Here is a 16148-nt window from a genome sequence, read left to right on the forward strand (position 1 = left end):
GCCGAATGTTGAACTTGCAAGCATCGAAAACGTGGACCTACCGTGAAGGACCCGCTCGGTTCGTCCCCCAGGCCGGTCTGCCCCGGACCGACCCGACCGAAGGAGATATCCCCATATGTCCTCTCGCCTCAACGACGCCCAGCCATATGCCCTGGGCCTGTTCCGCGTCGTCGTCGGCCTGCTCTTCGCCTGTCACGGCGCAGCCTCCCTCTTCGGCGTCCTCGGCGGCGCGGTCGGCACGAACGGCGGCACCATCGAGAGCGGTGTCTGGCCGTTCTGGTACGCGGCCGTCATCCAGCTGGTCGGCGGCGTCCTCGTCCTGCTCGGCCTGGGCACGCGTGCCGCCGCGTTCATAGCCTCCGGCTCGATGGCTTACGCCTACTTCAAGATCCACCAGCCGAACGCACTGTTTCCGATGCAGAACGGCGGCGAGGCCTCCGTGATGTTCTGCTGGGCGATGCTGCTGCTCGTCTTCACCGGCTCCGGCGCCTTCGGCCTGGACCGGCTGTTCGCGAAGCGCTCGACGAGCCAGAGCCGGCCGGCCGCGGACCAGACGCCGGTCGCTGTCTGATCCCCGCTGTCCGTGACGCGAAGGGTCTGCCCCACCGGGGCGGGCCCTTCGCGTCACGTGCGGGCTCCGTCGCGGGGCAGGTGAAAGTCCTGTGCCAGTCACACGCGCCCCCCGTGAACCCCCTGTCACACCCCGCGCGTACGCTGTATGGCTGTCAAGGCCGCTCTTGCCGCTCCCTCGCGACGTCGCGGCGCGGTCTGGCCACGGGGGAGTCACGGGGGAGTTCGCGGTGCTGGAGAGTGTGGGGTCGCTGACCGGCAGCCCATGGATCTACGCCATGGTGGCGCTGTCGGTCCTGCTCGACGTGTTCGTGCCGGTCCTGCCGAGCGGCGTACTGGTGATCACGGCCGCGACGGCGGCGGCCGCGGGCTCGGCGACCGGCCACGTGCCGCACGCGGTCCCCGACATCCTGTCCCTGACGATCTGCGCGGCCACAGCCTCCGTCCTCGGCGACCTCGTGGCCTACCGCCTGGCCTGGCGCGGCGGTGAACGCCTGGACCGCGCGATCGCCCGCTCACGCCGGCTGACCACCGCGCAGGAACGTCTCGGCGCGGCTCTGGCCCGCGGCGGCGGGGCCCTGGTGATCCTCGCCCGGTTCGCCCCGGCCGGCCGCTCGGTGGTCTCCCTCGGCGCGGGCGCCGCCCACCGCCGCCCCCGCGACTTCCTCCCCTGGTCCGCCCTGGCGGGGCTGGCCTGGGCGACGTACAGCGTGGCGCTGGGGTACTACGGCGGGCAGTGGCTGGGTACGACGTGGCTGGCCACGGCGGTGTCGGTGCTGGCGCTGTTCGGGGCGGGGGCCGGGGCGGCGTACGTGATGCGGCGACCGGCCAAGGCGTCCTAGGCGAACGCGTACCGGGCGAACGCGCTCCGCGGGCCGGTGCCCCGACAGGCAACGTTCGCCCCGTCGCGACGCCCGGCACGCTCCCCCACTGCCTCAAGGGCGTGGGAGGTGCAAGTGCCCCACTCGCCGCACCGGCCACAGACCCAAGTACGTCCAGTACGACGGCCTACGCCCAGCACTCCCCCAGCCTCCGGCCGGGGGCACCCCCAGAGCACCCACCGGACGCCGCTCCTTTACGGGCAAACGTTGCCCGCCGGGGCACCAGCTAGGCGGCCGGCGCCTTCTGGCCCCGTACCTCAAGACCGGCCAGCAGCTCGGCCGTGACCTCGGTGATCGCGTCGACGGCGTGGTCGAAGACCTCCTGGTTGTGTGCGGCGGGCGCCCGGAAGCCGGACACCTTCCGTACGAACTGCAGGGCCGCGGCCCTGATCTCTTCCTCCGTCGCCTCTTCGGGCAACGCGGGCGGGCGAAGTGTCTTGATGCTCCGGCACATGAGACCAGTCTCACCCATGTCCGCGGCACCTGACAGGATCCCTTCCGAGGCGGCCACCACCGTTACGGGGCCGACCGACGAAGGGAACAACAGAATCATGGCGAACGAACTCACTGTCGCGGTCCTCGGCCCCGGCGGCACGGGCGGCCTGCTCGCGGGGCTCCTGTCCCGCGCCGGCCACCGCGTGATCTGCCTGTCCGGCGAGGAGACGGCCAAGACGCTGCGCGCGGACGGGGTCCGTGTCCGCAGCGGCCTGTTCGGCGACTTCACGGCCCGCGTCGAGGCGGACACCGTGCTGCGCGAACCGGTCGACGTATGCCTGGTCGCGGTGAAGCACACCGCCCTGGACGCCGCCCTGGGCCGCGTCCCGCCCACGGCCCTGGGCGACGGCCTCCTCGTACCACTCCTGAACGGCGTCGAGCACCCGGCTGCCCTGCGCGCCCGCTACGGCCCCGGCCTGGTCGCCCCGGCCGTCATCCGCGTCGAGTCGACCCGGGTCGAGGCGGGTGTGATCGAACACGGCAGCCCGTTCGCCGAGATCGACCTGACCGGCGAAGGGGTGGACCGGGCACGGCTCGACGCGTCGGCGCGGGCCCTTTCCGCCGCCGGCCCGGCGACCCGCGTCCTCGACGACGAGACGGCCGCGCTGTGGGCGAAGATGTCGTTCCTGGCGCCGTTCGCCCTGCTCACCACCAGGTACGGGCTCCCGCTGGGCGAGATCCGCAGCCGGCATCGGGACGAACTGACGGCCCTGGTCGAGGAGACGGCCGCGGTCAGCCGCGCGAGCGGCGGCCCGTCGGACCCGGCCCAGGCACTGGCCCGCTACGACGCCTTCCCGCCCTCGGCCAGGTCGTCGATGCAGCGCGACGCCGAGGCGGGCCGGCCCCTCGAACTGGACGCGATCGGCGGCGCGTTGCTGCGCGCGGCCGAGCGGCACGGGGTGAGTGTGCCGGTGGCGGCACGGCTGGTACGGGAGTTGAGGGACGCCGGACACTGACTCCCGCGCGTTTCGGGCCGGTTGGCGCTGCACCGACGCCGACCGGCCGACGGCTCGCTCCACGCCACCAGGCACCAGGCACCCGGCACCGGGCAGCACCGCCCACTTGGCACCGCCCACCGGCCCGCCCACTCGTTCGCATGAACCCCGGGAAGGAACTCGCATCCCAAATTCGAACAGGCGTAGCATTGTGCCGTGGCTACGACCTATGACTTTCCGAGTGACCTCCTGGCCGGTCAGGAGGAGCTGCATCAGGTCCGGGCCGAGCTGTCGGCCCTGTTCAAGCGGCTCCCCTGGTCTGTTGAGCCCCTGGACGGCTTCAGCGACGCGGGCGGCTGGCGCAAGGTGGAGCGCCCCGCCTCCCCCGGCTGGACGACCGACGAACAGGCCGCGGTCGAAAAGCTCCGACAGCGTGAGCACGAACTTGCCGTCTTCGTCAGCACCCATCGCTTCTGGGCAGAGGTCACGGCCGGCGAGCGGGTGGAAGCGCGCACCAGGCTGAAGCACGCCCGCGAGGCGTGAGGGACGCAGGAAGGCCCCGGCCATGAGCGGCCTGGGCCTTCCTGTCGGTGTGGGCGCGGACGGTTTCGAACCGCCGACATCCTGCTTGTAAGGCAGGCGCTCTACCCCTGAGCTACGCACCCGAGACGAGTCGACAGCCTACCTTGCCCGAGGCCATGCCCCGCAAACCCGTATCGGGGGCCGGCCGGTGCGGGGGTTTTCCCCACCCCGCATCCGGGAGTGGCCCGGATCCCCCTGCGGCCTCCGGCTCCGTACCGTCGAAGAGCTTTCAGCATCCGTCTCAGGGGGAGATCGTCATGGCCCGTACCGTCACCGCCCGCGCAGCCCTCGCCGCCGGGGCCGTCGTGGTTCTCGTCGGAGCCGCGACCGCCTGCGGCGCTTCAGCGGGGGACGACAAGGACCCCGATCACCGCTCGTTCGCACTGAAGGGGCACACCCTCACGGTCGACTCCGACGACTCGGCGCTGGAGATCGTCGCCGCGGACCACAACCCGCACGGGAAGGTCCAGGTCACGCGGTGGTTCCAGGGGACGGTCGCCATCGGGAAGGATCCCAGGGTGAGCTGGTCGATGAAGGACGACCGGCTGACGCTGCGGATGAAGTGCTCGGGTGTCGTCGCCGACTGCTCGGCCAAGCACCGGATCGAGGTGCCGCGCGGGGTCACCGTGAAGGTCGAGGACGGGGACGGCAGCGTGCGGGCACGCGGGTTCCAGGACGCGCTGAGCATTCGTACGGGCGACGGGTCCGTGCACGTCAGCGACACCACCGGCCCGCTGAATCTGCGCACCGGCGACGGCTCCGTGCACGCCGACGTCTCCTCGCGCCGAGTGCGCACCGAGACGGGTGACGGCTCCGTGCACCTCGAACTCGGCGCCGTACCGGACCTGGTGGACTCCCGCAGCGGCGACGGCTCGGTGACCATCGCGCTGCCCAGGTCCACGTACCGGGTGACGACCTCGTCGGACGACGGCTCGGTGCACGTGTCCGTGCCCCGTTCCGACTCCAGCTCGCACGTGGTGTCCGCGCGAACCGGTGACGGCAAACTCACTCTCAAGACCGCGAACTAACCGGCCCGTGTGTTCGTCCTTAACCGGTGGGAGAATGAAACGAGGCACCGGCCTGGACGGATGACAACACGGGAGAGGGATGTGACGGCGACACCTTCGAAGCCGTACTCGCCGTTGGTGCCGCGCGCACACCGTCAGGCGCTCAAGGACACCCTCACCCTGCTCGCCGTGCCGCTCGTCGTGGCGCTCGCGCTGCCCGCCGCGTTCGCCGGCGGCGGCACCCGGCGCTGGTTCGGCGGACGGGCCGAGAGCCAGCGGGCCGAGGCGCAGGCCGCGAAGGACGCCGCGGCGGCCGCGTTCTACGAGCTGGACACCGCCCAGCGCGACCTGCGGATCTCGATCGAGACGATCGCGGCCGTCGACGACTCCCCGGCCGCCCGGCGCGCGATCTCCGACTTCGACGGGCTGGGGCGGCGCATCGACGAGGCCAGCAGCCGCTACATCGAAGCGGTCGACGCGCACGACCTCGACCGTGACGACCTGGAGGCCTCGGTCGCGGCACACGCGCGCACCGAACTCACCCGGGCCAAGGACGAGCTGGCCGACGTCAGGCGGGAGCTGGATCGTTTCTCGGACAGCCTCGGGCCGCTGCTCGGAAAGGCGGAGACGCAGCTGGCCCGGCTGGCGCCCGCGGTGGAGCGTGCCCGGCAGGGGCTGCTGGCCGCGTCGAACGCCCTCGATGCCGTACGGGGAACAGGGCTGAAGGCGGACGACCTCGCCGCGCGTCTCGCCCGCCTCGCCCCCGAGCTGACGAAGCTCAATCAGGGCGCCGGGCAGCACGGGGTGCCGGAGACGCTGGAGCGGGCCGAGCGACTGGCGCGGGAGGCCGAGGCGGTCCGTGCGGAGGCCGGACGGCTGCCGGAGAAGGCCGCCGAGATCGATCACCGGCTGGTCTCGCTGCGCACTCGCGCGCAGGCGCTCACCACCCGCGCCGGGCAGGTGGAACCGGTGCTGAGCGAGCTGCGGCGGCGGTTCGTGGCGGAGTGCTGGCAGGACCTGCAGCACGTACCGGACCAGGCCGGGGAGAACGTCCGGCAGGCCGAGCTGAAGCTTAAGGAGGCGCAGGCGGCGCGGGACAGCCAGCGCTGGCCGGACGCCACCTCGCTGCTGTCGACCGTACGAGCCCTGCTGAACACGACCGACGAGTCCGTGTCGGCCGCGCGGGACCGACTGCAGCGGCTCAACGCCGTACAGAAGGACCCTCAGCAGGAGATCGACCGCACGCGGTTCGCGATCCGGGACGCCCAGCGGCTGGCGATGACGGGCCGGACAACGCCGGACCCGCGGCACGCCCGCCCGCTGGACGACTCGGTGGCCCGGCTTGACCGGGCGGTCGCCGCACTGGAAGGCCGTCACCCCGACTACTGGCACTTCCTCACGGAGACCGAGGCGGTACGGCAGACGGTGGCGAGGGTGGTCGCGCAGATCCGGGAAGGACGCGGTTCCGCGACGGCCTGAAGGGGCGCGGGGCTGCGGCGGTGTCGATATGCGGCTGTGCCGCGTGGGCGCGACCGGCCCCGGTGGCGCCGCAGACGAAAGCGGCGCCACCGAGCGGAGGGCCTAGTAGACTGTCGCGACTTAATTTCGCCTCGTGGTTGGGTAGAGGTGGCGCAGTTTCACGCGTGCGTCGTCGGTGGTGAAGTGCCAGTCGACTTGGCGCTGGTTGCTGTTGGTGTGCTGCTGCCAGGCGGCGAGTTCGGTGTTGAGCACGGTGAGGTCGTCGATGCGGCGGTCCAGGCACTGGCGGGTGAGCGCGGAGAGCTCGATCTCGGCGATGTTGAGCCAGGACCCGTGTTTGGGGGTGTGGTGGATCTCCAGGCGCTGGGCCAGCGCGAAGGCCTTTGCCGGGTCGAACGCTTCGTAGAGCGAAGCGGTGGTGTGGGTGTTGAGGTTGTCCATCACCAGCACGACCGTGGCGGCGTCGGGATAGTCCACGGTCAGCAGGTGCTCGACCTGGTGCGCCCAGTCGACCCTGGTCCGGCGGGGCCGGGCGTCGACGCGCCGCCATCCGCGCAGCGGCTCGACCCAGCAGAAGATCGAGCAGGTCCCCGAGCGGACGTACTCGTTGTCCTCGCGCCGGTCACGGCCCGGCTGCGCGGGAAGCGGATCGCGGACGTGGCCGAGGAGCTGGTACGGCTTCTCGTCCATGCACACCACCGGGCGCGCCGGATCGAAGGGTCGGTGGTAGACCGCCAGGACGTCCTCCATCGCCGCGGCGAAGGCCGCGTTCGCAGCCGGCGGGATGGTCCAGCACTTCTTCACGTGAGGACGCAGTTCCGTTTTTAACACCCGGCCGATGGTGGAGTGGTCCAGATCCGGGATGTCCTCGACCAGCGCGACGTGCTTCTCCAGCAGGCGCAGCGACCACCTGGCGTGTCCTTTGGGCGGCGTCGAGCAGGCCAGCGCGATCAGCCTCGCCTCGACCTCGCCGGTCACCACAGAGGGCACCGGCGGGAGTGCGCGTTCCTTCCGGCCGACCGTGGCCCACACATCGCCGCCGGTCTCCGCGTAGCGCTTCGAGATCAGGCGGACCGAATCGCACGAGACCCCGACCCGGTCCGCGATCACCGCCCGCGGATCGACCTCACCGACCGAGGTGTCCAGCGCGAGCAGTACCCGCGCCCGCCTGATCATCGACGCGCTGCGGACCCCCGTCGTCGTCACACGCTCCAACGCCCGACGATCTTCGGCGCTCAACGCGACCGGATACTTCTTCTGCGAGGACACGGCACCCCTGCCCAGCCGAACGGAAGCGACAAGCGAAGCTCGCCCGACCCCAACTCCACCAACCAGCACGACACTTAGTCGCGACAGTCTACTAGCTCCGGTAGGCGTAGTAGGCCGAGTTCGGATACGACGCGATCAGGCTCGACAGCGACCGCCGGTAGGTGTCGGTGTCGTGGTACGTCAGGTACGGCACGCCGCTGGAACTGCGGTAGGTGGTCATCATGGAGTGGTCCTTCGACCCGTCCCTGTCGAAGTCCATCTGCAGCAGGTCACCGACGTCCATCTGGTACGCGTTCGCCAGCGCGGTCGTCCGCTTCGCGGTCTGCGTGAACCACGACCACTCGTTGACGCCGATCCAGGTGTCCGACTCGCCCGACGTCTTCGAGTACCAAGTGCCGTAGTCCTCGCGGGAGCTGGTGACCTGCTTCCAGCCGCCGGCGAACAGGGACTGGCTGACGAAGTTGGTGCAGTCTCCGCCGACGCTGCTGTAGCGCCGGTAGGCGGTGTTGTAGTTCTTCCAGTACTTCTCGGCGTACGTCGCCATCGCCGCGTACTTGTACGTGGTTCCGGTGCCGAGGTTCTTGGGCTTCGCGGGGGCGGGGTAGGTGGTGGCCGCCCGGGGCGCGTCGATGACGGCGCCCGGGCGGACGGTGGGCGCGGCGATCACGGGGGCGGGTTCGTTGACCGGGCGGGGGCCCTCGTCGGTGAGGCGTTCGCGGGTGAGCTGCCAGGTGCCGTCCGGGCCCGCGGTGAAGGTGAGCCGGTGGTGGGCGGTGAAGCCCGTGGTGGCGGGTTCGTCGCCGCGTACCTTCGCGTACGTCAGGGTGGTGCTCTCGGTGACCTGGACCGTGACCGTGCGGCCCCGCAGGCGGGTGCTGTCGACGGTGACCTTCGTGTCGGCGCCGGTGTAGGCCTCGCCGAGCGCGGCGAGCCGGGAGCGGGTGCCGTGCAGGGCCGTCACTGCGCCGGCCTCGGACCTGGCCGCCGTGGCCGCCAGGCGCACACCGCCCATCGCCTGCAGAGCCGCAGGTGCTTTCGGCGCCCCTGCGAGAAGGGCGGCCGTACGGTCGGTGAGGACGGCGTCCGCGAGACGGCCGAAGGCGTCGGTCGTCGCCGCGGTCACGGCCGGCGCGGGTGTTCCCGCGGTGGGGGCGGCGCCTGCCGCGTGGGCGGCGGACAGGGGAAGCAGGGCCACGGAGAGGGACATCGCGGCCGCGATCGTGCAACGGCCGCTGTTCGTACGGGACTTGCTGGGTCTCACTGAGGGGTCTCCTTGTGGTGGTGGGGGTGGTTCAGTGCGCGATCGTCGACCAGTCGGGCCCCTGTGCGGGGTCCAGGCCCCGCAGTCGCGCCAGGGTCTGCGGCTGCTGCACGTCCAGCCAGTCGGCCAGCTCCTTGAAGGACACGCACTTGACGCCCTTCTTCGTGCAGACGTTCTTGACGACCTGGTCGACGGCCTTCATGTAGATGCCACCGTTCCACCCTTCGAAGTGGTTGCCGATGAACAGCGGGGCGCGGCTGCCGTAGTACACGCGGTCGAAGCCGGCCAGGTAGGAGTCGACGGTCTGCTGTTGCCACCGGGTGTAGTCGGCGGGGTCGCCGTCGGTCTCGCCCCTGGACTGGTTGGCGAGGAAGTTGAAGTCCATCGACAGGCCCTGGTACCTGCCCTGCTCGTAGGGGAGCAGCTGCAGTGGGAAGTCCCAGACGCCGTTCTTCCTGGCGGGCCAGATCTGGAAGTCGCCCGTGGACGAGGCGTCGTAGCGCCAGCCGTAGCTCCTGACGGCCTTGAGCAGGTTCTTCTGGCCCTCCAGACAGGGGGCGCGGCCACCGGTGACCTCCTTGCGGAAGTCGAAGGGCAGGGCGGGTACATCGGTGTAGCCGGTGTTGGTCTTCCAGTTCTCCACGAACGCGTACTCCCCGGGTTTGAGCGGCTTCGGCTTCAACTCGCCTTTCTGCGGGCCGGTGTAGGAGGTGGAGCCGTCGCCGAGGATCTCGGTCCTGCCGTTCCAGGCGGGTTCCGCGCTGGTCCTGGCGGTCGAGGACCTGGGGGTCTTGCTCGCGGAGGCGGTGGGGGTGGTGTGGTCCGGGCGGGTCAGGACCAGGAATGCGGCGACCACCGAGGCCACCACGAGGAAGGCGGTCAGGGTGCGGACCACACACGAATCCAACAGGAACAATCACATACCGATCAGTAAGGAACATGGCGACCTTGAGGGATTGGTCACACTCAGGGCCTCGCCGTCCCGTTAACCTGGTCGCATGCCTCGCTACGAATTCCGCTGCCGGACCTGCGGCGACACGTTCGAACTGAGCCGGCCGATGGCTCAGTCCTCCGACCCCGCCGACTGCCCTGCCGGGCATGCGGACACCGTGAAGCTTCTGTCGACGGTGGCGGTGGGCGGGACGACGTCCGCCCCCGCCGCGGCACCTGCGAGCGGTGGCGGCGGGGGCGGTTGCTGCGGTGGCGGGTGCTGCGGCTGACGCCTACTGAGCCGCCCCGGCCGCCTTCAGGAACTCCCGGAGGATTCGCTCCCCGGCCAGGATCCCCCGCTCCGGCAGCGCCACGATCTCCGGGGCAGTCCAGCCGGCGTCCGCCAGTTCGCCGTGGCCCGGGCGCCAGCCCTTGTCCGCTGCGAGCAGCAGGTCGGCGTCCAGCAGGGAGTCACCCGCGGCCAGCGTCAGGGTTGCGCCCGTGCGCCGGGCGACCTCGCGCATCGCCGCGCTCTTGGTGAGCGGCTTGGGGACGGCGTAGAGCTTGCGGCCCTGTAGCGACACGGTCCAGCCACGGTTCTCCGCCCACACCGCGAGTTCCTTCACCCAGTCCTCGGGCAGCAGTTCACGCTCGACGACGAGATAGGCGAAGAGGTCCTCGGCGACCCGGTGCTTGCGCACCCACGCCGGGTCCGTCGTCCGCAGCAGATGCTCCCGCACCTCGTCCAGCGGCGCGCACCGCTCGGCCAGCCGTGCCGTCACGCGCGCGTGCCAGTCGAGGTCGGAGACGCCGTCCACCATCAGATGGCCGCCGTTGGCACAGATCGCGTACTTGGGCGGCGGGCCCGGCAGGTTGATGCGCTGGTACTGCTTGCGCGTGCGCGTCGTCGTCGGCACGAACACCGCCGCGTCACCGAGGTCGGTCAGCAGTCCGGCCGCCGTCTCCGTCATGAACGACAGCGGCCTGGCCTCGTGCACCTCGACGCAGAGCAGCCGGGGCGCCCGCGCGTCCGGCATGGTCAGCGCGAGGGCCGCAGCGGAGTAGATGAGCGTACGGTCGAGGTCGCTCGCCACCAGCACCGGCATCAGACCGACACCGCCCGGCCGTCGGCACCGGTCGCGCCCCGCGTGAACCTGGGGTGGATCAACCCCACGCAGGTGTACGGCAGTTCGGCGACCTCTTCCACCGGTACGCCTCTCTGCCCGGCCAGCAGCCGCACATGGTCCAGGTCGGCGCCCGCCCCGGCCCGCGCCAGGATCTTCCACGGCACCCGGCGCAGCAGCACGCGCGTGGTCTCCCCGACGCCCGGCTTGACGAGGTTCACGTCGTGGATGCCGTACTCCTCACTGATCCGCTCGACGGCCGCCCAGCCCTCCCAGGTCGGCTCGCGGTCACCGGCCAGCAGCTCCTTGGCCTGTGCGTCGGCGGCGTCCGCGACGTCCGGGAAGCGTGCCGCGACGGCGTCCACGAAGTCCACCGAGACATCGGCGCCGGCCAGCTCGCGGTAGAACTTGGCGCCGTGGAAGTCGTACGGGCCGACGAGGTCCGCGCGCAGCACCGTCCGCGAGATCAGGCCCGAGACGGTCGAGTTGAGGCAGGCCGAGGGGATGAGGAAGTCCTCCCGGGTGCCGTACGTCCGCACACACGAGCCCGGGTCGGCCAGCACCGCGATCTCCGGGTCGAAGCCGGTGATCCCGTCGGACACCTCGAACTCCCGTATCGCGTCGGCGAGTTCGCGGGTGATGGCACCCTTGCCGGTCCAGCCGTCGACGAACACGACGTCGGAGGGGTCGTGGTGGGCGGCCAGCCAGCGCAGCGCGTTGGCGTCGATGCCTCGCCCGCGGACGATGGAGACCGCGTAGTGGGGCAGTTCGAGCCCGTGCCGGAACTGGGCCCAGCGCCGCATCAGCACGCCGATGGGCGTACCGGCACGGGCCAGCGAGACGAGCACCGGCCGCGGCGACCGCTCGGCGAGCACGATCTCCGTCACCGCGCCGACCGCCAGCGCGAGCCGCGCCGTGGACTCCCGCAGCGCCGTGTGGAACAGCTCCTGGTACTGCTCGCTCGGCTGGTACTCGACCGGCAGCGACTCGGCGTAGTGCGCGCCACCGCTCTGGATGGCCTCCTCGCGCTCCTCGGTCGGCGCCTCCAGCGTCACGTCCGAGAGGTCCTGGAGCAGCCAGCCGACCTCTTGGGGCGCGTACGAGGAGAAGGCGGGGCCGCGAAGGGGCTCGGGCAGCATGGCGGGCCTTTCGGGGACGTACGAGGGCACGACCGCGAGGGCGACGTGCGGGGTGTGAGCGGCCAGCTGGGCCAACAGGCCGTCCGGCGTGTGCAGTTCGGGGGTGTCGGCGGCGGAGTCGACCACGGCGACCACGGCGTCGAAGCCCGCGCCTGCGACGTTGTAGGCGTACCGCGGCCCGGGGCCGTCGGCCGGGTCGTCGTGGGCGGGGAAGACGATACGGCTGCGTATCGCGTACCCGGGGTCGTCGACCGCGAGCACCGGCGAGCGGGTGGTCGTGGAGTACCGCACCTCGGCGTCGACGACCTGCTCCAGCTCACGGGCGAGCCTGAGCGGGGCGTACATCAGCTCCTCGAACCCGAGCACGAGAACGCTCCGCGCGTCAGCGGGGAGTGCCTCTGCGAGGCGGGCCGCCATCGCGGGCAGCGCGTTTTCGAGGCGGGTCCGGTGGGCGGGCGTGAAGCCGTGCCGACCGCCGTCGGGCAGGCCCTGCGGCCAGAACAGCTCTACTCGGGTGATGTGACCATGGGGTCGCGTCTGCCGGATACGGTCGTCTGCCACGTGCGAGTCAGTGGGGGCCGATCGCGCGGTTCCCCGCGCCGCTGGGGGGGTACAGCTCAAGCCGGCCTCGACGTCACCGCCCTCAAGGGGCGCGGGGCTGTGTCTGTTTGCGGCTCCGCCGCGGGGCGCGACCGGCCACGAGGGCGCCGCAGCCGACGAACGACCCGCTGCGGCACTCTCTGCCTCGTACCGCGCCACCAGCTCCTGCCCCCGCTCCAGCACGCCGTGCGGCAACCGCACCGTCCCGGAAGCGGCCGCCACGAGGTCGACCCTCGCACCGATCTCCCGCGCGAACCCCTCCAGCCGCCCCAGATCCGCCGCCGAGCGCATGTCGACCAGGGCCACGACGACGTACCGCCGCCGCGGATACCGCTCGTGAAGATCCCGGATCGTGTTCAACACCGTGTTCCCGGTGGAGAACTCGTCGTCGACCAGCACCAACGGCCCGTCCCCCACCAGCAGCACAGGGTCCTCCGGCAGCAGCAGGTGGGACGTGGCATGCGAGTGCGACTCCTCGAAGCCACCCGCCGGGGCGACCGAGGCGACCGGGCGGCGCGTGGAGTGCATGTACGGAGCGAGCCCCACGCCGTCGGCGACCGAGTGGCCAAGACCCGTTGCCGTCTCCGCGTACCCGAGGACGACCGCCCCGGCGGCCTCCTGGGCGCCCAAGAGCTCCCGCACCCGGCGCCCGAGCTCGAACCCGTAGCCGTACACCACGGACGGCGACTGCGGTATGTGCTTGCCGAGCACGTTGGACACGAGCAGATGCGCCCGCTTGGGGTTGCGGCGCAGGGCCAGCCCCAGCAGGTCGGTCAGCTCGTCATCGCCCGTGAGTTCGAGACCGAGCCGCTCGGCGACCCAGGTCCCGGACCAGACCGGGTTGTTCACTGCGTTGTTCATGCGTCCCTAGATGGTGAAGTGGGTTCAGCCGGGGATTCCGGCGGCGAGCAGGTCCACGAAGCTGACGTCCTCGCGCGCGACGCCGAACACCTCGGCCCGCAGCATGGTCCGCTCGGCCCACGCGCGGTGCGGCTTCACCTCGTTCATCTTGTTGGTGTACGCCGACCTCAGCACACCCCCGCCGCCGCGCTCGGGCCGCAGGATGTCCGTGGCGTCGCCGAACTCTTCGTGACTGACCACGGACAGCGCATGCACGGGCAGTACGTGGGAGGGGTGGATGCAGGTCTTGCCCAGCAGGCCGTTGGCCTGGTCCAGGGAGATCTCCCGCAGCAGCCCGTCCATGGCGTGCTCAATCAGTTTCTCGCGCAGCTCGACGGCCTGCCCCTCCAGGAAGGGGCTGGTGCGCAGCATCGGCTTGAACATGCGCTCCGGCACCCGGAAGTACTCCCACACGGGCCCGGTCACCGTGAATCCGGTGCCGTCGGCCCGCCCGAGCATGTTCACCACGTCGGAGATCACGGAAGCGACGACATGGACGTCGTACGCCGTCATGTCGGGGGCCCGGCGCAGCCCGTACGAGGAGCAGAAGTCGGTCACGCCCAGGCGCAGCGCGAGCACGCGGTCGCGGTACTTGTCGACGGCGCGGGCGATGCCCTCCAGGCTCTCCACCCGCGACTCGCGGTAGAGCAGCTCGGGCGACTCCAGCACCGGCATCGCGAACAGCCGCCGCCCGCTCGCGGCCTCGGCGCCGGAGAGGGCCTCCAGGAAGGGGATGCCGCGCTCCTCGGTGAACTTGGGAAGCACGAATCCGGACAGCAACCGGACCGTCACCCCGAGCCGCTCCACCAGGTCGGGAATCTGCTCGGGCGTACGGACCCGGATGAAAAGCAGCGGGAGGCAGGATCCGGCACGCGCGTAAAGGTCGGCGAACTGGCGGACGAGGTTCTCCTCCCCCTCCGGCACGTCCGCGTCGTTGATCGAGTCCTCCAGGCACAGCACCATCGAGACAACGCCCAGCCCCGCCTGCTTGAGGATGTCGTCGGCGAGCCGCGGCCTGGTGGCCGGGCTGTAGAGCGTGGCGCCGAGGGCTACGGAGAGCAGCCTGGCCGGAGAGTCCGTGGTGAACTCACACGGCTCCTGGTGGAAGAGGTGCTGTCGCACCTCCGGGGCGATGTGCCCGAAATGACGCATAGGACTCCCCCGGGGCGCAAGGTGATGCCGAGTAGTCGGCAATAGGTGGCCGGTAATAGTACGTAGAGATCCATGCCAAGGGTTCCCACTGGGCATGAATTTCTGGTAACTCGGCCATGTCGACGGCTATTCGACACGGCTGCGGGTCGTGTACCCCGCGTTGTCGTGATCAGAACCGAGAAGGCAGGATGACCGCATGACGCACGCGATGCTGAAGGGGTCGAACGTCCCGCTCGAGGCCGCCACGGTGCGCGCCGTGCTGCGCTGGACGCCCGGGCACGGGGTCCCGGATGTCGACGTCTCGGCGCTGCTCCTCGGCCCCGACGGCCGGGTGCGCTCCGACGAGGACTTCGTCTTCTACAACCAGCCCCGGCACCCCTCCGGGAAGGCCAGGTGGCTCGGCAAGAAGCGCGTCACCGACGGCCTCACCGACACGATCCAGACAGATCTGACCGGTGTCGAGGCCGACGTCAGCCGGATTCTCCTGGTCGCTTCGGCGGAGGACGTCACCTTCGACCGTGTACAGGGACTGCGCATCCTGCTGTACGACGCCGCCGGCGCCGGCAGCGAGCCGCTGATCCGCTTCGACATCAAGCCTCAGACGGGCCAGGAAACGGCCCTGATCTGCGGCGAGCTGTACCGCCGAGGCGAAGGCTGGAAGTTCCGCGCCCTGGGCGAGGGCTACTCGAACGGTCTGAAGGGCCTGGCCACCGAGTTCGGTATCTCGGTGGACGAGTCGGAGGCCGCGGCCGAGCCCGGGCAGGCGCAGTCGGCCGCCGCGGTCCCCGCACCCGAGGTCTCCCGGCCGCTCCCGCCCGAGCAGCCGACCGCGGTCCCGGTGCAGCCGGCGTACGGCTATCCCCAGCAGCCTCCCCCCACGCAGCCCGCCTACGGCTACCCCCAGCCCGCGGCGGCGGCCGCTGCGGGCGCCCAGTCCGGCTACCCGCCCGCGGTGACGTCCGCCCCAAACCCGGACTTCCGGCTCCCGCCCCAGGGACCTCAGTTCATCCGGCCGTAGGGGCGGCCCTCAGCGCTCGGCCTTGGACTTGTAGCCCCGCCCCCACTGCAGGCCCCACCCGTACAACCGGTCCAGCTCCGCCTGGAACCCGTAGACGAACTTCACCTCGCGCCGTACGACCAGCTCGCCCTTGACGTTCTCGATCATCACGACCGCGCACGAGCGGGCCTGGGGATGGCGTTCGTCCAGATGTATCTCGATCCGCGGCCCGTTGCTCGGGTACAGCGTCACGATCGCGTGCGTACGGTCGAAGGCCGGCGTCTGGTCGTAGATGTACACGAAGACCAGCAGACGCTTGATCTCGTCCCGGTGGTCGAGGTTGACGTACATCGTCTCGCCGGACGCCGACCCGAACCGGTCGTCGCCGCTGAGCTTGACGTACGGCGCCGCGTTCACGTCTCCCAGGAAGCCGCCGAGGGGCTGCACGACCCCCTTCGTGCCGTCCTGCAGCTCGTACAGGCACCCCAGGTCGAGGTCGACGTTGACCATGCTCTGGCTGTGTCCCATGACCTCCGGCGGCTTGAGCGCCTTGAAGGGGTGCCTGAGCATGGACTCCCGCTGCGTCCCGCCGATGTCGGACGTCCGCATCCGCCAGTGCAGGTTGACCCGGAGATGGCCCGTCGCCGCGCCCTGCTTGGTGAGGGAGACCTGGTGGTGCCGTTTGGTCAGCGCGATGGAGTTCGTGGCCGCGCTGCCCGAGTCGAAGTCGGCCTCGCGTCCGCGCCAGAGCCCGTCGAAGAAGCCCATTCCCGCCCCCAGATTCACCCGGGTCCCTCAGACCCGGCTGTTTGAAAAACCGGCGGGGC

16 protein-coding genes and 1 tRNA gene are annotated in these 16148 nt (G+C 70.9%); 8 read left to right on the plus strand and 9 right to left on the minus strand.

All coding sequences use genetic code 11. The features are described 5' to 3' along the window. Positions 1 to 115: 115 nt before the first annotated feature. The gene (locus OOK07_RS12635; protein ID WP_266679848.1) at positions 116 to 571 is read left to right on the plus strand and encodes a DoxX family protein; all 456 of its coding nucleotides are present in this window, start codon (positions 116 to 118) and stop codon (positions 569 to 571) included. A 229-nt stretch (positions 572 to 800) separates the two neighbouring features. Beyond that, positions 801 to 1412: a DedA family protein gene (locus OOK07_RS12640; RefSeq protein WP_266679850.1), complete on the plus strand. Its 612-nt coding sequence runs from the start codon at positions 801 to 803 to the stop codon at positions 1410 to 1412. Positions 1413 to 1677: 265 nt separating this feature from the next. Here the strand turns inward: OOK07_RS12640 and OOK07_RS12645 are convergent, their stop codons facing one another. Further along, entirely contained in the window at positions 1678 to 1905 is a 228-nt protein-coding gene (locus tag OOK07_RS12645) for a DUF2277 domain-containing protein (protein ID WP_266683485.1), read from the minus strand. Between the two features lie 97 nt (positions 1906 to 2002). Here OOK07_RS12645 and OOK07_RS12650 point away from each other — a divergent pair, with 97 nt between their 5' ends. Continuing rightward, positions 2003 to 2902, plus strand: coding sequence for a ketopantoate reductase family protein (locus tag OOK07_RS12650; RefSeq protein WP_266796460.1), 900 nt, complete (start codon positions 2003 to 2005; stop codon positions 2900 to 2902). Between the two features lie 195 nt (positions 2903 to 3097). Beyond that, complete coding sequence (locus OOK07_RS12655) at positions 3098 to 3424, plus strand: DUF8825 domain-containing protein (protein WP_266796461.1); 327 nt, start codon at positions 3098 to 3100, stop codon at positions 3422 to 3424. Positions 3425 to 3474: 50 nt separating this feature from the next. Here OOK07_RS12655 and OOK07_RS12660 read toward each other — a convergent pair. Then, positions 3475 to 3546, minus strand: a tRNA-Val gene (locus OOK07_RS12660). A gap of 174 nt (positions 3547 to 3720) precedes the next feature. Here OOK07_RS12660 and OOK07_RS12665 point away from each other — a divergent pair. Continuing rightward, on the plus strand, positions 3721 to 4491 hold the full coding sequence (locus OOK07_RS12665) for a DUF4097 family beta strand repeat-containing protein (protein WP_266679856.1): 771 nt from the start codon (positions 3721 to 3723) through the stop codon (positions 4489 to 4491). An 81-nt stretch (positions 4492 to 4572) separates the two neighbouring features. Next, on the plus strand, positions 4573 to 5949 hold the full coding sequence (locus OOK07_RS12670) for a hypothetical protein (RefSeq protein ID WP_266679858.1): 1377 nt from the start codon (positions 4573 to 4575) through the stop codon (positions 5947 to 5949). Between the two features lie 120 nt (positions 5950 to 6069). Here OOK07_RS12670 and OOK07_RS12675 read toward each other — a convergent pair whose 3' ends face one another. The 3 genes from OOK07_RS12675 to OOK07_RS12685 form a co-directional block, all read right to left on the minus strand. Beyond that, positions 6070 to 7218, minus strand: a complete 1149-nt coding sequence (locus OOK07_RS12675; RefSeq protein ID WP_266796463.1) for an IS630 family transposase — start codon at positions 7216 to 7218, stop codon at positions 6070 to 6072. Between the two features lie 91 nt (positions 7219 to 7309). Then, positions 7310 to 8425 carry an amidase domain-containing protein gene (locus OOK07_RS12680; protein ID WP_266801931.1) on the minus strand — a complete coding sequence of 372 codons (1116 nt, stop codon included), beginning with the start codon at positions 8423 to 8425 and terminating at the stop codon, positions 7310 to 7312. A gap of 85 nt (positions 8426 to 8510) precedes the next feature. Beyond that, on the minus strand, positions 8511 to 9374 hold the full coding sequence (locus OOK07_RS12685; protein WP_266796464.1) for a polysaccharide deacetylase family protein: 864 nt from the start codon (positions 9372 to 9374) through the stop codon (positions 8511 to 8513). A 103-nt stretch (positions 9375 to 9477) separates the two neighbouring features. Between OOK07_RS12685 and OOK07_RS12690 the strand changes: the two genes are divergently transcribed. Continuing rightward, a complete protein-coding gene (locus OOK07_RS12690) occupies positions 9478 to 9699 on the plus strand; it encodes an FmdB family zinc ribbon protein (RefSeq protein ID WP_266679862.1) in 222 nt (73 codons plus the stop codon). A 3-nt stretch (positions 9700 to 9702) separates the two neighbouring features. Here the strand turns inward: OOK07_RS12690 and OOK07_RS12695 are convergent, their stop codons facing one another. The 3 genes from OOK07_RS12695 to OOK07_RS12705 are packed head-to-tail and all read right to left on the minus strand — an operon-like array spanning position 9703 to position 14324. After that, complete coding sequence (locus tag OOK07_RS12695) at positions 9703 to 10515, minus strand: HAD family hydrolase (protein WP_266679864.1); 813 nt, start codon at positions 10513 to 10515, stop codon at positions 9703 to 9705. Beyond that, on the minus strand, positions 10515 to 13133 hold the full coding sequence (locus OOK07_RS12700) for a phosphoribosyltransferase (protein WP_266796466.1): 2619 nt from the start codon (positions 13131 to 13133) through the stop codon (positions 10515 to 10517). The genes OOK07_RS12695 and OOK07_RS12700 overlap by 1 nt, the downstream gene beginning before the upstream one ends. A 24-nt stretch (positions 13134 to 13157) precedes the next feature. Continuing rightward, positions 13158 to 14324 carry an HpcH/HpaI aldolase/citrate lyase family protein gene (locus OOK07_RS12705; RefSeq protein ID WP_266796468.1) on the minus strand — a complete coding sequence of 389 codons (1167 nt, stop codon included), beginning with the start codon at positions 14322 to 14324 and terminating at the stop codon, positions 13158 to 13160. Positions 14325 to 14520: 196 nt separating this feature from the next. Between OOK07_RS12705 and OOK07_RS12710 the strand changes: the two genes are divergently transcribed. After that, a complete protein-coding gene (locus OOK07_RS12710; RefSeq protein ID WP_266796470.1) occupies positions 14521 to 15342 on the plus strand; it encodes a TerD family protein in 822 nt (273 codons plus the stop codon). A 9-nt stretch (positions 15343 to 15351) separates the two neighbouring features. Here OOK07_RS12710 and OOK07_RS12715 read toward each other — a convergent pair whose 3' ends face one another. Then, positions 15352 to 16089, minus strand: a complete 738-nt coding sequence (locus OOK07_RS12715; protein ID WP_266801932.1) for a TerD family protein — start codon at positions 16087 to 16089, stop codon at positions 15352 to 15354. Between the last annotated feature and the right edge of the window lie 59 nt (positions 16090 to 16148).

The sequence above is a fragment of the Streptomyces sp. NBC_00078 genome, assembly GCF_026343335.1.
GTDB lineage: Bacteria > Actinomycetota > Actinomycetes > Streptomycetales > Streptomycetaceae > Streptomyces.

Bases quoted from the DNA above. Each gene is read 5' to 3' on its own strand.
- OOK07_RS12705 (WP_266796468.1), bottom strand. From the start codon at position 14,324: ATGCGTCATTTCGGGCACATCGCCCCGGAGGTGCGACAGCACCTCTTC.
- OOK07_RS12715 (WP_266801932.1), bottom strand. From the start codon at position 16,089: ATGGGCTTCTTCGACGGGCTCTGGCGCGGACGCGAGGCCGACTTCGAC.
- OOK07_RS12700 (WP_266796466.1), bottom strand. From the start codon at position 13,133: ATGAACAACGCAGTGAACAACCCGGTCTGGTCCGGGACCTGGGTCGCC.
- OOK07_RS12690 (WP_266679862.1), top strand. From the start codon at position 9,478: ATGCCTCGCTACGAATTCCGCTGCCGGACCTGCGGCGACACGTTCGAA.
- OOK07_RS12635 (WP_266679848.1), top strand. From the start codon at position 116: ATGTCCTCTCGCCTCAACGACGCCCAGCCATATGCCCTGGGCCTGTTC.
- OOK07_RS12680 (WP_266801931.1), bottom strand. From the start codon at position 8,425: ATGTCCCTCTCCGTGGCCCTGCTTCCCCTGTCCGCCGCCCACGCGGCA.
- OOK07_RS12710 (WP_266796470.1), top strand. From the start codon at position 14,521: ATGACGCACGCGATGCTGAAGGGGTCGAACGTCCCGCTCGAGGCCGCC.
- OOK07_RS12650 (WP_266796460.1), top strand. From the start codon at position 2,003: ATGGCGAACGAACTCACTGTCGCGGTCCTCGGCCCCGGCGGCACGGGC.
- OOK07_RS12645 (WP_266683485.1), bottom strand. From the start codon at position 1,905: ATGTGCCGGAGCATCAAGACACTTCGCCCGCCCGCGTTGCCCGAAGAG.
- OOK07_RS12665 (WP_266679856.1), top strand. From the start codon at position 3,721: ATGGCCCGTACCGTCACCGCCCGCGCAGCCCTCGCCGCCGGGGCCGTC.
- OOK07_RS12695 (WP_266679864.1), bottom strand. From the start codon at position 10,515: ATGCCGGTGCTGGTGGCGAGCGACCTCGACCGTACGCTCATCTACTCC.